This window comes from Mesorhizobium sp. M3A.F.Ca.ET.080.04.2.1 (genome assembly GCF_003952525.1).
Taxonomy (GTDB): Bacteria; Pseudomonadota; Alphaproteobacteria; order Rhizobiales; family Rhizobiaceae; genus Mesorhizobium.
On record NZ_CP034451.1, the window covers coordinates 5,860,221 to 5,874,320 of the forward strand.

Genomic DNA, 14,100 nt, shown 5'->3' on the forward strand with positions numbered 1-14,100 from the left:
CATGAACAGGAGGGAAAGGGAGCGCACGCGTGTCGGCCGCCGTGTCGACGGTACATTGTTCGAGCGAGTGGCGGCTGCGGTGCGGGTTCAAGGCGGCGTTCGCGAGACGGTGTCGCTCAACAGCTTCGACGACCAAAGCCCGAGGTTCCGGGTGTACCGCCTGGACGATGCCGGGGTCGTGGTTCCGAAGGAGTGCGCCGCGCTCGCGCGTGGCATAGCAATCGAGGCTGGACTGCTGCGGCGAGCCCAGCTTGAGGCAGCAGCCGACCGCACGTGCAAGCGCGCCATCTTACGCGCGAATCCGGCAGCGCCAGCGGTTCAATTCAACCGGTACGAGGTCGCCCTGCTCTGGGCGATCGAAGAGGACGATTACGCCGTGCTGCAAGCCACCGGACACGACCCCGTGGCCGTGCTGGACATGGATAGCCTGCCTATTCCGGGAGATAGGCACGATGCCTTCTGATCCGATTTCGACACGATCGAAGCCGGATCAGGCACAGCGCCTTCTAGATTTGTTCGCCGGCGCGCAGGATTACCACGGCACATACAACCATCTTGAGGTTGTGTCACCGAAGGCCGGCGTAAAGGTCGAGATAAAAAGCTCAGCTCGCACGGTCAAAACTGGACCGACGGTAGAGCTGTGGCGGAGGCACCTCGCCGGCGTCTATCCGCTGGGGGTGTCGCCGCATCGGTCGGATGACATGTGCATCTGGGGCGCGATCGACGTCGACGACTACATTGCCCCTTCATTGCTCTCTGACCTAAACGCGATCATCGAGCGAGACAAACTTCCTGTTACAATCTGCCGATCGAAGTCTGGAGGAGCACACCTGCTGTTGTTCGCGACCGATCCGGTTCCGGCGTCGCAGATGCAGGACTTCCTAAGGGCTACCGCTGCCTGCCTCGGCTTGCCCCCGAAGACAGAGGTATTTCCGAAGCAGCGAAGCCTAAGCCAACTGCCCCCTGACGACGACGGTCATAAGTGGCCGAGCTGGCTAAACATGCCTTATTTCGGAGGCGACCAAACGGACCGCTTCGCCGTGAAGAGGGGCGGCCTGGCGATGACCGCCGAGGAGTTTCTGTACACGGCTGAGAGCCGAAAGGTCGCGCCTGGCCAGATAGCGGCTCCGCTGCCGACGCGGCAGAGCAAGCCGTCTGAAACCGCTCCAACGGTTTCCGAGTTCGATGAGTGGTTTGCTGCGAAGTTGCTCAAGCTGGCCGATGCTCCGCGGAAAGACGCTGACAACAGTCTATTTCGGCTAGCTATTGACCTAGGCCGATGGGCGAATGCCGTCAATGTGGACCTTGACGCCGGCGAGCTGAAAGCGCGTGCGGCGTGGCATCAACGAGGAAAGAGCGACGCCGACTTCGACCAGTGCTGGCGATACAACCTGAACAAGGGCATGCGACTGGGCAATCCGCCGCGTCTCGTCAACGGGCGGGTGCTGCCGGTGGTTACGAATCTGTCAGAATTCACCATCGTGCCAGTCGAGTGGCTATGGCCGGGACGAATCGCCGTCGGCAAGCTATCGATCGTTGCTGGCCACCCCGGCTTAGGAAAGTCGCAGCTGACGATGTACATTGCGGCGAAAGTCACGACCGGAGGCGCATGGCCGTTCGACGAGGGAGTCGCGAAGCTAGGAAGGGTTCTAGTCTTGTCGGCGGAGGACGATCCCGCCGACACCATCCTGCCACGAATGCTTGCCGCAGGTGGTGACCCGGCTTCGGTCACGGTGCTGGAGGCAGTGAGGGCCAAAGAAGGCGACCGGACCTTCGATCTAAGTACGGACATCGACGCTCTAGACCGCGAACTCGACGATGGTGACTATGTGCTTGTAATCGTCGATCCAATATCAGCCTATCTCGGCAACACGGGCAGGATGGACTCGAACAGTAACACGCACGTTCGCGGGGTCCTTGAGCCGCTTAAAAGACTGGCCGAAGCGCACCGGGTCGCAATCGTATGCGTGACTCATCTAATCAAGGCCGGCGGTCGCGAGGCCATCGGAAGCGTGAACGGCAGTGTAGCCTTCGTTGCGGCGGCGCGGACAGTGCTGATCGTTTCGAAGGAGATCGAGGAGGTCGAAGACGAGGACGGCAGGAAGGAGAAGTTCGAAACCGGTCGGCGGTTGGTTGCGGTGGCAAAGAACAACATCGGTCCCGATAGTGCCGACCAGACGATGGTTTACGAGGTTGCGACGCGCGAGATCTGCCAAGGGATCGTTGCCCCGTACGTCCACTGGGCCGAAAAGAAGCAGATGACCGCCGATGAGGCGATCGGTTATCGCAACGACACGAAGCCGGGGCCAAAGACGGCCAAGAAGGACAGGGCGGCTGCTCTACTGCGACGCATGCTGCGGGACGGACCGGTAGCGATGACCGAGCTGGTCCGGTTCGCCGAGGCCGAGGGGATTGGCCGAGACACATTGGACAATGCCAAGAATCAGATAGGCGTGAAGAGCAACAAGACGCCGGGGAAGAACGGCGCTTGGCTCTGGTATCTGCCGGGGAGGCAGGAGGAGCTACCGATCTAGCCGGTAAGGCGGTAGGGTAGGCCCCACACAATAATCCTACCCCCTTTACCGGGTTACCTTTTTTCAAACCGAAACAAGGTAAGGCGGTAAGGCGCTACCGGCCCTAGGGTCCTTAACCGCTTCCGGCCGCTTCCGGCGAAATGGGTCGTCGGATATGCTCCAAGTCGAAGTTACCTCTTTAATGTCTCTTGGAGCTGTGCTCACCCTCATAATATAGATAGTGCGTAGCTAAAGATTGGGGGTTCGGAATGTATGTCTATCGCCTATCGTATTTGCTCGTCATGAGCGTCATCTCAGTTATGTCCTTTGGATATCCCGCTCGTGCGGACTGGCAGTTCACGCGGTGGGGCATGACTGAGCAGGAAGTGAGGGTTGCCACCGGCGGCACCGCTGCAAAGCCAAAAATCGTCGACGAGATCACTCGCAAAGGCGTCCATCATCTTCTGAGCAGTCCCTACGCGACCGAGGAGTTCAACTTCGAAGCTAGGTATATGTTCGACTCCAAAGGGTTGAGTGGGGTTAGGCTGGATGTGCAGAACGCATCAGAAGGAAAGTGCATGAGACTTAGGTACGTGTTGAAGGAAGCCTACGGAGCATCTGTCGACGATCGGGACGGCGAGGTTCTTCACACGACGGACTGGCGTGACACAGCGAACCAAAATTCCATCTACTATAGATACTTCAAGCTCACTCCCACCTGCAGCATCGACTACGAAAAACTCCCAAAGGCCGGGGAATCGGGCGGTCTGTGACACGCAGCGGCTCAAATCTTTGCTAACGCCCCACTCCCGTTATTCTCCTCCGTCGCAGCGTCGATTGGGCCGGCGCGCCCTCCGCCGCTCGGGCCGCAGGGACACCCTACACGATGGCGGTGGCAGCGACGGTGGCGCTAGTTCGGGCGCGCATAAGCGCCGCCTGGAGGGGCAGCGGCAGTCGGCGCCTAGTCTGCCGCGCCGAAGGACACAGTCATTCTCTCATAGCTATTCCGTAGAACTCCGGACCACCGCCTTGATGTGGCCGACCACTAGCTCTTTGAGCTGGTTGAAGATCAAATGTGCAACCTCGGTCGGCTCGGAGTTCCAACTTCTTTCAAACCATCTACGCTTCAGCTCAACTCCGACCGAATCATAAGCGTTCCAGTCGTTCAGAGAATGAATCCGAGGACCCTCGAAAATATAGCAATTATTAAGACTAGGTGCGCATGTAACGAGAAGTGTTATCTTCTTTATACTTCGAAAGAGCGGCGTCATGACTATTTGCATCTGTACTGAATCGAGCGAGCAGTTGAGATTTAGGGAAAATTTCTCGTCATACTCAGTTCCCGGTATTCGGCCAACAAACGCTGACGCCATAATGGCAGAAAAATAATCTTTCTTGATCGGCGTTCTTATTATCTCCGCTGATACAAAATTGTCCGGTCGATTTTCCTTGTTCAAACATCTGACGATGAATTCGTCATCTCTGTCGTCCGTATAATTCTTAAACTCAGAGAACTCAACGGTATAACAATCCCCAAAAGAGCTCCCGTTTGTAAATAAGCCTCTTAGTGTGGAAAAAAGTTTAGCAATGTAAGCCTCCATCTTCTGGCGGTCGGCATAGTCAGATTCGATAGCCTTTAATTTTGCAAGCAAGGATTCGTCACCACTTGAAATTTCTGACGAGGTATCATCCTTAGTTGGATTCAACGCAGGCGGCGCAAGAGTGGTTCTAACCAGCGCCAGCTTTGAGGCATCATCAACAAAGGTTTCCCGGCCGGTCCACTGACTGATAAAGTGTGGCGTTTGATCATTATTGTTGATGAATAAGTCTCTTAACGATCCAATTATGTCCATGTAGTATATAGGGCCGTCGTTTTTCTTAAGTAGAACGTTCATGAATTGCTGAGTAAAAAGGCTAAGAGGATCACCGGTTAAGCTATTCTGATTGTCCAGGCAAGATGCTATTTGGATCAGCTTTTTGAACGCTGCTTTATCGTCTCTCCAGAATGCATCCGACTTGATAAGCAGCGTACCGGAGTTGCAGGCGTCAATCAATTTGACCACCAACCCCGGATCAGTGGCGCGCAAGAGTGAGTGTAAATCTGTATTAGATAACCCTGTCTCATTAGGACGATCTATATCGAAATCTCTTGCGCAATAGAAGAAGTCGGTTGTGTGATGGTACCCGTGTCCCGTAAAATAGAAGAATACTTCACCATTGCTCACAGGGGTGGAAAGTGCGTCGCGAAGTGCCTCTTTCATTTCGGCAGCGCTGACGTCAAGCAACTCTAGAACTCGGTCAAACTTTTGCGTTGCTACGATAGCTGACTTAATTGCAGCAACATCATGTTTGCAGCACGGGAGGTGCTTCTGTTTCTCGTACTGTGCATTGCCAATTAGGATTGCAATATTTGCCACAACCGGCCCTTGATTAATCTAACGACCAGAGTGCCCGTTTGGAGCCAACCTGGATTCGGGAACCGAATCCTAACGCGATTTTTGGACCGCCAGTCAATCCATCTAATCAGCCGCGTCCCATTTAACATTTAACAGGTTTCTCTGTCTGCCGCGCGGCTCGGGTGCGATGTGGTGGCTGTGCAAAAAGGGCTCGCACGAACCCCGCCGCCCCGGACGAACTTGAATTCTGATAACCGCATTCTCGCCCGAGATTACATTTTGCAGCTTACCTGTTGAATGTCGCCGACCGCCAGCGGACCCTGCCATTGGCAATCAGCCTTGCCTTTTCGCGTTACCAAAACGATCGTCTCGCCCTCGTCCACGACGTATTCGCTTTGTTCGGTGGAGGGGGCAACCTCGCCATTTATCCGAACGACATAGTTCAACGGTGGCACTGGTTTCACAATGATCTTCACTCGGGGTCTATGGCTTATAATTCGCGAAACTGCAGCCGGGGAGAATGCTGCTTCTGCCCATTTCAGCTCTGCGCCCTCTACGGGGAGCCGGAGCTCCCCGTTGGTCCAAAATCCGGTTTTTCCCCCTGGGGTGGCAGTGATGTACCCTGTGTCCACCATCATGTCGTAAAGCTGCTTTACCTTGTCCGGGTTTATTCCTGCTTCCATCCCGCTTTCTGGTAACTGTTGCGCGATCAAAAGCAGAAGAGTCTTTCTTGAAGCAGTTGTGACGACGATCCCGGTTTCCGCTGACCAAGTTGTTAGGGCGACGTCCGGCGAGAAACTGTATTTTTGATCCTCGGAGGCTGCGGTCAACGGGAATCCGAGTGCCAGCAAACCAATTGAAATAAGTTTCGCAAAACCTCTCTGCATCATGTTTCCACCGTAGGATTGCCCATTCGCTCAAGGGCCTTTGCCAGGACTAGCAGGGCCAAGAAAAATATACCGACACCCATTGCCCAGAAATGAGCAACATAGGGGTTCTGTAGTGCCGCGGAATCTAGTTGACCCGCACAGCCGTCAAACCAGAGATTGGCGACAGCAAATTTCCACCATATGGCATAGAATATTGCCTCGGACATCGCCAGAATGGCGAGGCCAATCAATATGAAGACTAGAGTGGTAATCCTGACCGCCGCTTGTATTCCAAGGAGTATTGCCGCACACAGGCCGATTATCGCGGTGCACAGTGTTAGATCAAGGTCGATCACTTGATTTAGTATGTCGAAAGTCTGTTTTGTCTGCTCGCTAGAACTCGGCGCACAAATGCCACCTATCGGCGTGTGCCAAAAGCGGAAGATCGGAATCAACGAGAGTCCCATTGCGATCAATAAGACGATCAACGGCCAAATTCTGCCCCGTGCCACAACCACCACCCCGACGCCGTGTTTGATTTAGAGATACCGCCCCGACATCATTTCGGCAATGAGGTTGAAACAGTGGAGTAAACAGCAGAAGGGCGCCCTTGGGTCGCTAAGTAAAGGCCGCGAGTTTTCTGGGCCCATGCTCGCCGCTCGGCGCTACCCATCGATTAGATATTTTGGCGCGGGCGTCCGCCCCTACCGGGCGGAAACGGATAGCCCACGCTAGTCTCCAAAAGCTAAGATAATCAATTACTTAGATCGGATCGGCACGCTATACTTACCTTCGTCAGTTAATATGGAGGTAAATATGGCACGTACTTACCCCTCCGCTCGCCCCGATGTGGCATGGGGCAAACGCGGTAGGTCGCGGGGCGCTAGGCCCAGAGCGGCCGAAGGGCAGGGGATGTTGGTTTCAGGCGTTGGCGCCAACGATCTCATCCGGGTGCTGCATCCTCGCGCGGTCCGTTTGTATCACGACCGAATGACCGTCGGGGCTTTCGCCGAAGAGGTGGGAGATATTCGAGCTGCACTAAGGCAACTCCTTCGCAGTTACAGGGCTGGATGGATCGCGTTCCAAGCAGGAAGAGGAGCGCCGAAGTGACGAGCGCCGCCCCTTCGGGCGTGCGACCGGTCTATCCGGCGACCCATCGCTCGCGCGTCACGAACGGGAAGGACCTTCTGCCCGGCGTCGATGGTCGTACGTTCTGGGTTCGCCGCATGCGCGACGTGATGGCTCTCCATGTCTCCGACCTTGGAGGCGTCGAAGCCTGCAGCGAGGCTGAGAAGAGCATTATCAGGCGTGCCGCCGCTATAACGGTCGAGATGGAGCGGCTAGAGCGCTTCTTCGCGCTCGCCGGGGAGGCGGGGCCAGGCCTTGATAGCCTCAGCTTGTACTCGCGCCTGGCAAATACCCTCCGCCGCCTGCTCGACATGAACGACCTTCAGCGAAGGTCGCGCGACATCACGCCAACGATCGATGAATACATACGCGCCGTCGCTCAGGAGGAGGCATGAATATCCTGCAGGCGTGCGCCGATTCCAATTTGTTCGGCCCGTGGTTCCGCCGCCAGGCAAGTTGGAATGTGTGGTTTGTCTACCTAGCGGTGTTGTTCGGCTTGCCGTTGGACGACGAACAGTTGGCCCTGTTTCGGCATCACACCGGGCGGCTGAATCCGCCATCTGATCCAGTGACTGAATCTTGGCTCGTCGTTGGGCGACGCGGCGGGAAGAGCTTCGTAATGGCGCTGATTGCCGTATACCTTGCCTGCTTTCGCCAGTATCGCCATCACCTTCAGCCCGGTGAGCGTGCCACGATCCTTGTCATAGCTGCGGACCGGAAACAGGCCCGCATGATCATGCGCTATGTCCGGGGTCTTCTGACGAACATCCCAATCCTATCGAGGATGGTGAAAAACGAGACGGCCGAGGCATTCGATCTCAACAACTCCGTGACGATCGAGGTTGGGACCGCTTCTCATCGTTCGACGCGAGGCTACACGCTGGCCGCCGTGCTGTGCGACGAGCTTGCGTTTTGGCGCACCGACGATAGCGCCGAGCCCGACTATGCCATCTTGGACGCTATCCGACCTGGCTTGGTGACTATACCCGGCGCCATGCTCTTGTGTGCGTCGAGCCCCTACGCGCGACGCGGTGCGCTGTGGGATGCATTCCGCCGGTACTGGGGACAGGAGGCCGGTCCACTTGTCTGGCGAGCCACCACGCTAGAAATGAACCCGTCAGTGCCGCCGTCCGTCATCGACGAGGCGATGAGTCGGGACGCTGTGTCCGCTCGCGCGGAATACTTGGCCGAGTTCCGCACTGATATGGAGATGCTACTCACTCGCGAGTCGGTCGCGGAATGCGTCTCCCCCGGCATACTGGAGCGTCCGCCGATGGGGCATGCACGATACGCAGCCTTCGTCGATCCATCGGGGGGTAGCGCGGACAGCATGACGCTGGCAATCGCGCACGCGCACGGAGACGATGCTATTCTGGATGCCGTCCGCGAGGTAAGGCCCCCGTTCTCGCCCGAGGCTGTCGTCGCCACCTTCGCGGCGGTAATCCGCTCCTATGGTATTCGTTCCGTCACCGGTGACCGCTACGGAGGCGAGTTTCCGCGCGAACTATTTCGGCGCCACGGCGTCGAGTACCGCCTGTCCGAGCAGAACCGTTCCGATCTTTACCTGGCTCTCGTTCCGGCGATCAACTCACAGCGCGTGGAGCTTCTCGACGTCCCCCGTTTGGAGAGCCAACTGGTCAGTCTGGAAAGGCGAACCAGCAGGAGCGGACGTGACATCGTCGATCATCCCTCGGGCGGCCATGACGATCTAGCAAACGCCGTCGCGGGGGCCTTAGCGCTCGCACCTTCGGCTGCAAAGGCCGTTGTGATGGTCGGAGCGATCGGCGGCTATGGCAACTGTGGCCCCATCTCGTGGAGCGAAGTCTGATGGGACTATCCGCGCCAAGCCGCTACCTCCGACGGTGGGTCGTCGGAGAGCGCAGCAATGCGGTTCTGCTGAACTTTATTTCTAGGAGAGGAATCCGGAATGCCGAAGCAGATTACAGAACTCGATATCGCAGCGCGCATTGCGCCGGCTGCAATCCGGTGGCCAAGCACGGCAATTCACTGGGAAAAGCTTAAGAAGGCGGTAGATGCGATCCGCATGCTCGTCGCTGCCGTGGATGCCAATTGCAAGGTGGTGGAACAGGATCCTGACCTCAGCCTTGAAGGAATTGCGCGCAAGCGGGTTGATATCGCCCGTCGAGCTTTAGGGGAATTGGTCGACTTTGCACCCCAAAGATCGGCCGAATCGGCCGTTGCCAGCGCCCTCTCATTGTTCGAGGCCGGGATGATCGACCTCCCAAAGCCGCCCGCCGGTCTAGCCGAAGTTGCGCTTGCGCAGGAGCTTCGCGCTCACGTGAGAGCACAGCAGAATCCCGCCGGCTTTGTATTGAACCACCTTGACGATGCTCGGCTAGTCGGGGCCGTGCTCCATGCCCCCGGCTTTCTCTCCGGGCTTGCGGACGAGGGGCTCAATGTGATCAGAGACCGTTCTCGCTCTGCACTCCATCCTGAGCAGGTACAGCTACGCAAAGACGCTGAAGACGCTTTGGAGGAGTTGCATCGGGCCGCCGCCGCGGCGAGAAGAATGATAGTCGCAAGAACGGACACGAGGCTGGACGGGGACGGGCAAGTCCGCGATAATCGCGAGCCCGGCGCCGATGAAATAGCTTAGGGTGTTACGCCAGTCAGAAATCATTATTGCCCGGCACAGTTAGCAGGTAGCGCGGTACCATTCATCCAACCTTGGTGCCGAAGGCCAGACATTCGCTAATCTGTTGCCTCTGGTTAAAATCTAGAAAGCTTCTCCGGAGTAATCGAATTTTCGCAACGATGGTTTCGGGCCAAAGCCTTCCAGAGTTTCGGCCGGCATCGTCGTGGAAGTAGTTCGAAATGACAGTTCGTGTAAAGATGGTTCTGCGGAATGGCGAGTAAATCACTAGTGAGCATCCCCCGCATCTCGCTCGATCCAAAGATCCGCTTCCTCGTTAGCATCCCAGACGGACAGCCAGAAAACGCAACACCGTTTCAGGGATTTGCCTACAGCCTCTGCGAAAAAAGCCGGCTGCTTGAATTCTTCCAGCAAATGCCCACCGATATCTTTGAGCTAACCCCCACAGTGTTTCCTTTTCGAATCGCGCGCCGCATTGCCGGCCAAGCGCCGATCAATTGGTACGGGCAGTCACCTCGCGCGCTGACGTCCCAACCCCACCCGCTCGAGGCCGCTTTTACAATCATTTTGCTCGATCGGAGCGAAAAGGTAATTGACTATGAGGAATGGTTGGCCAAGTGCCCGGGGCCCGTTACGCTGGTGGCTGAAAGCGGGGGGCAGATCGCCTATTCCGATTTGTCTCTTCAGGCTGTGCGGGCGCGATTTCTTGAAGTATGTGGGCTACTGAACGTCCTGGGTACTATCGAGAATGTCGCGGTGGCGGAGGCGGCCATTGCTTCTTGGGTAGAGCCAGCCGAACGCCGCCTTCCTTATGAAATAGGTGGACACGGCACCATCTTGCCAAACGTCGCGGTTCTTCGAGCCTGTGGCTATGTGGGCATAGGGGAGAAGCCCTTTTCGCGGCATCATCAGGGTGAGAAAGCGCATATCGAACAGATTGTACTAACTACAAACTCAGTTTTCGATGAACGCGAGGCGAACCCGCCAAGTCGCTTGAATCAGGTCTACCCGCGCTCGCCCGACCTAAATCTATATCTTCCCGCAACTTACGATCTCAAAGCACTGTCGTTGAGACGCGACTTGGATCGTGGGGTAAGGCGAGACATGCAAGCTGTTCTGCGCATCTTGGACAAGCAAGTCGGCTACAGCTTCGAAGCGTCGTCGGAAGCCGAAAAGAAGGCGATACTCGGCCTCACCGACGAGGTGCTTATTCAACGCAAAAGGCCAACTCCAAATCCCATCATGAGAATGAGACAGCTCGAAGTGTGGCTCGGAACTGAAGCCGTCGCTTGTCTCGCTACCTCAGAAATTGGCGGAGTAGTAAGGCTGCCCAACAGAATGAATCGCACGCGAGGTCTTGTTCGCCAATTCGCCCAGCACTACCGCGCCGATCGGCCACAGATGCTGAAGCGAAGTGAGTTGTTTCGAAGCGTGCAACGTGCCATCGCGGAGTGTTTTCCCGATGACTTGCAGGCGCTGCTGGCGCGGTCTCGGGACGGCATCCGAGTTATCTCCGATGCTCATGTCGAATGGCTAGACGTTAGGGGCATCCCATTAGGCCTTCGGCACAACGTATCTCGGATACCGGTCACACCCGGGAATTTGTTTATCGATACGCTCTCAACGCCAGTGCCGATCCACGCGACACCTGAGCAGTTCCGGGACATTCTCGTCGTGAGCGGTCTGCCAGAGGCAGACATCATTGCTCGGCAATTCAAAATAGCCTTCGAAATATTCGGCAAACAATGGCGCGACAGGCTGCGTATCAAGTTTGTGCGGGTGGCGTCTCGGCGAGCTTTAGTTGAGGCGATCAATGCATTCGAAGGTATGCTAATGGTCTTCGACGGCCATGGTTCCCATAGGCCGGACGAGCCCGGTGTTTTGTGGCTCGGTGAAGAGGCAGTCGACGTCTGGGGATTGGGAGGAGAAATCCGCCGCCCGCCGCCTATTGTCATCCTGAGCGCCTGTGACACACATGCGGCTGATCGCAATCACGCGACGGTGGCAAATGGCTTCCTTGCTCTGGGCTGCCGCTCAGTGTTGGGATCAGTGTTCCCCTTGCATGCGTTCCACGCGGCGGTTTTCACCTCTCGGCTTCTCTACCGAGTGTCCGACTATATTCCAGCAGCTGTCGACCGATTCCAACGCTCATTGACGTGGCTTGAAGTGGTTTCGGGTATGCTGCGCCGCCAACTCACGACGGATATCATTCGCCATTTGGAAGCGCAGCGCCTGATCGTCGAAGCGGACGCCAGAAACATGTTCCAGCAGATGCATTGGCTTGCCGATTCCGACCTCGACGACCCCTTCTTGCATATACGTCGGGCTCTTCTCGACTACGGCATTTCCGAGAGCGAACTGGATCGAGAAATTCACACGGCGATCGCTACGTCGAGCACCATAAGCTATCTCCACCTTGGCCGCCCGGAAACAATTTTGATTAATTCAGCTGAGAACCTCAAGAAATGGACGGAAAGTGTCGCGGCTCTGGACCAAGAGAATGTGAGCTAGACTGTCGCTCCCCCGACTCCGTTTTGAGCGGCGCTGGGGTTAGGCGCGGTGAGTTCATTTTACAACGCGTATGTTTTGTGAACCATCTTGCCTCGGCGGCGAATTGTCAGAAGTTAGGCCAAAGATTAGGTTCTCAAGTTCCGACTCGGGAAGATGTAGTTCCTTTGCAATCTTCGAACGGGTTGAACCGCGTCGCCAGAGGTCTTGCAGAACCATCTGCCAGATGGATGATCTCTCAGAAGGGATGCCATTTGGTTCGGAGTTTCGATAGCGTTGGTTGAGTTGAATACAGAAGGTTCTGTTCTGCCACTCGGTGATAATTCCCATTTTATGCAGGCGATAACAGAGTGCAGCCGCCGAAACACCCCATCGCCTCTTTGCCGAGATGATTTGAGATAGGCTGCCAATATATGGTATCTGAGACCTAACATCAGCGCTCGGCATAAGAAAAGAACTTGCAAACTCATTGGCTTCCATCTCGGCAGAACGTTGATTTGGACCTCCGTGCTTATGCAAAATTAGATGGCCAAGCTCATGTGCGGCGTCAAATCTGCTTCTTTCTGCAGTCTTAAAGGTATTAAGAAATATAAACGGTTCGCTATTTCTCCAGACCGAAAAAGCATCGACGTTCTTTGTGCTTTCAGCAAGCGAGAACACACGGATGCCTTTTGTTTCGATGAACTTTATCATGTGGCCAATTGGCTTTTCACCGATAGCCCAATATTGTCGCAGCGTGCGCGCGGCAGCGGTCGGGTTCCGTTCATGGCTTAGGTCGAGCAAATCGGGCTCGGGGAGTTGATACTCGGAGTTGAGCCAGTCCGCGACTTCGAATGCCAGCGCTCCGGCTGCGAGCGCCGCGTCTCGTTCCCTGGCCGTCATAGTTGTGAGGCTTCGGAAGCTGGCGGCGTCGACATTAATCTCGTCGGCAGTATCCTTTTCGAAAAATTCCGCTGGGAATGCCAAGGCCTTTACCAGTTTCGAGATCGTATCTTCGTCGGGCACCTGCTTGCCGTTGACAACGCGAGATAGAGTTACGGGAGCGATGCCCGATCGCTCTGCGAGAATCTTTGCGGTAAACCGGCGGCGCTTTCGGGCCAGTTCAAGCCTTCCCAGATTGAACATTTGACTACCTTCGGGAAATCACAGGCTCGACATTGACCGGGCCGTCGTCGTCATGGCTGCGAGACTCAAAACCACCCCAATCTCCACCACGGATAATGAAGATCCGCTCTAGGAAACCGTAAAAGTTTCCATCCTTCACCGATGCCGGCAAGGACAGCTCTGCGCGAATGTCGTCACCATCGAAGGATGCGCAGAGATACCACACTGCGCTCTTAAGCCCCTTAACGAGTTCGGGATCGACTGCCTCCGGCAAATCGCCGGGACGGGGGAACAGCAAGCCTTGTGCATCTCCAATGATCTTCGCTGAGCCAGCTTTTTTGCCGGAAATGGCGCGGGGCGCGCGCTGGGCGCAGGCAAGGTCAACATTCTGATAGGCGATCTTCATGCCGGTCGCCGGATTTATGACGGATTCGACATTGCGGTCTCGGCTGATGACAAAGCCCTTTGACATGAACAGCCAACGCATATGCCGCGTACCAGCAATGTATGCCAGCTGGCCGGGCGCGTTGATGGGATCAACCTCAACCGAGCTAGAACGTTCGGCCAGCGTGTTGCGGATCACGTCGACTAGATCGTCGCGAGTAACACCGAAACCAGAAGCAAGCCGTGCGTCGATTTCCCATTCTTCCGAGTAGATACGAGAGGCAAGCATAGAGCGCGAATCCTCGATAATTTTTCCTGCCTCATATGTGGAGGAAAAAATTATCGCGGTCAACTGCGGTCTGGGCTTTCCCCAACGGCTTCTTCACCATCTCGGCGCGGCGCTGTGGTATCATGCCATGCTCACGCCGACGCCGGGGCGGCACGTCGGCCCGGGGAGCCGTTGATTTTCCGTACGTGGCTGGTTCTAATACGCTGACCGTATTCGGCCAAACCGCAGAGTAAACTGAAATGACATCCCAGCCCGTACAAGAAACCGTCATCAAGGCACACTGCTCGCAATGCGG

The 14,100-nt window shown here is 56.2% G+C and carries 12 protein-coding genes; 7 read left to right on the forward strand and 5 right to left on the reverse strand.

Translation table 11 applies throughout. The features are described from left to right. Position 1 precedes the first annotated feature (1 nt). The 3 genes from EJ074_RS27975 to EJ074_RS27985 all read left to right on the forward strand — a co-directional run bounded on the left by EJ074_RS27975 (position 2) and on the right by EJ074_RS27985 (position 3,286). Positions 2-463 (forward strand): hypothetical protein, encoded by a 462-nt coding sequence (locus tag EJ074_RS27975; RefSeq protein ID WP_129553916.1) that lies wholly within the window; start codon positions 2-4, stop codon positions 461-463. Next, the gene (locus EJ074_RS27980; protein WP_129553917.1) at positions 453-2,534 is read left to right on the forward strand and encodes an AAA family ATPase; all 2,082 of its coding nucleotides are present in this window, start codon (positions 453-455) and stop codon (positions 2,532-2,534) included. The genes EJ074_RS27975 and EJ074_RS27980 overlap by 11 nt, the downstream gene beginning before the upstream one ends. Positions 2,535-2,782: 248 nt before the next feature. Continuing rightward, the gene (locus tag EJ074_RS27985; RefSeq protein WP_129553918.1) at positions 2,783-3,286 is read left to right on the forward strand and encodes a hypothetical protein; all 504 of its coding nucleotides are present in this window, start codon (positions 2,783-2,785) and stop codon (positions 3,284-3,286) included. Positions 3,287-3,514: 228 nt separating this feature from the next. Here EJ074_RS27985 and EJ074_RS27990 read toward each other — a convergent pair whose 3' ends face one another. The 3 genes from EJ074_RS27990 to EJ074_RS28000 form a co-directional block, all read right to left on the reverse strand. Then, positions 3,515-4,930, reverse strand: coding sequence for a caspase family protein (locus tag EJ074_RS27990; RefSeq protein WP_165350026.1), 1,416 nt, complete (start codon positions 4,928-4,930; stop codon positions 3,515-3,517). A 251-nt stretch (positions 4,931-5,181) separates the two neighbouring features. Next, the gene (locus EJ074_RS27995) at positions 5,182-5,799 is read right to left on the reverse strand and encodes a hypothetical protein (protein ID WP_129553920.1); all 618 of its coding nucleotides are present in this window, start codon (positions 5,797-5,799) and stop codon (positions 5,182-5,184) included. Beyond that, entirely contained in the window at positions 5,796-6,266 is a 471-nt protein-coding gene (locus EJ074_RS28000) for a hypothetical protein (RefSeq protein ID WP_129553921.1), read from the reverse strand. The genes EJ074_RS27995 and EJ074_RS28000 overlap by 4 nt, the downstream gene beginning before the upstream one ends. 618 nt (positions 6,267-6,884) lie before the next feature. Between EJ074_RS28000 and EJ074_RS28005 the strand changes: the two genes are divergently transcribed. From EJ074_RS28005 to EJ074_RS28020, 4 genes are all read left to right on the forward strand, one after another. Beyond that, the gene (locus EJ074_RS28005; RefSeq protein WP_245454756.1) at positions 6,885-7,301 is read left to right on the forward strand and encodes a hypothetical protein; all 417 of its coding nucleotides are present in this window, start codon (positions 6,885-6,887) and stop codon (positions 7,299-7,301) included. Next, positions 7,298-8,734, forward strand: coding sequence for a hypothetical protein (locus EJ074_RS28010; RefSeq protein ID WP_129553922.1), 1,437 nt, complete (start codon positions 7,298-7,300; stop codon positions 8,732-8,734). The genes EJ074_RS28005 and EJ074_RS28010 overlap by 4 nt, the downstream gene beginning before the upstream one ends. Before the next feature lie 99 nt (positions 8,735-8,833). Then, positions 8,834-9,523: a hypothetical protein gene (locus EJ074_RS28015; protein ID WP_129553923.1), complete on the forward strand. Its 690-nt coding sequence runs from the start codon at positions 8,834-8,836 to the stop codon at positions 9,521-9,523. A gap of 249 nt (positions 9,524-9,772) precedes the next feature. After that, complete coding sequence (locus EJ074_RS28020) at positions 9,773-12,031, forward strand: CHAT domain-containing protein (protein ID WP_129553924.1); 2,259 nt, start codon at positions 9,773-9,775, stop codon at positions 12,029-12,031. 54 nt (positions 12,032-12,085) lie between these two features. Here EJ074_RS28020 and EJ074_RS28025 read toward each other — a convergent pair whose 3' ends face one another. Next, positions 12,086-13,153 carry an XRE family transcriptional regulator gene (locus EJ074_RS28025; RefSeq protein WP_129553925.1) on the reverse strand — a complete coding sequence of 356 codons (1,068 nt, stop codon included), beginning with the start codon at positions 13,151-13,153 and terminating at the stop codon, positions 12,086-12,088. Positions 13,154-13,157: 4 nt separating this feature from the next. After that, entirely contained in the window at positions 13,158-13,868 is a 711-nt protein-coding gene (locus EJ074_RS28030) for a hypothetical protein (RefSeq protein WP_129553926.1), read from the reverse strand. Positions 13,869-14,100 lie beyond the last annotated feature (232 nt).

Excerpts from the sequence above, each read along its gene's own strand:
- EJ074_RS28015 (WP_129553923.1), top strand. The coding sequence starts at position 8,834 with ATGCCGAAGCAGATTACAGAACTCGATATCGCAGCGCGCATTGCGCCG.
- EJ074_RS27980 (WP_129553917.1), top strand. The coding sequence starts at position 453 with ATGCCTTCTGATCCGATTTCGACACGATCGAAGCCGGATCAGGCACAG.
- EJ074_RS28010 (WP_129553922.1), top strand. The coding sequence starts at position 7,298 with ATGAATATCCTGCAGGCGTGCGCCGATTCCAATTTGTTCGGCCCGTGG.
- EJ074_RS27995 (WP_129553920.1), bottom strand. The coding sequence starts at position 5,799 with ATGATGCAGAGAGGTTTTGCGAAACTTATTTCAATTGGTTTGCTGGCA.
- EJ074_RS27985 (WP_129553918.1), top strand. The coding sequence starts at position 2,783 with ATGTATGTCTATCGCCTATCGTATTTGCTCGTCATGAGCGTCATCTCA.
- EJ074_RS28020 (WP_129553924.1), top strand. The coding sequence starts at position 9,773 with ATGGCGAGTAAATCACTAGTGAGCATCCCCCGCATCTCGCTCGATCCA.
- EJ074_RS28025 (WP_129553925.1), bottom strand. The coding sequence starts at position 13,153 with ATGTTCAATCTGGGAAGGCTTGAACTGGCCCGAAAGCGCCGCCGGTTT.
- EJ074_RS27975 (WP_129553916.1), top strand. The coding sequence starts at position 2 with ATGAACAGGAGGGAAAGGGAGCGCACGCGTGTCGGCCGCCGTGTCGAC.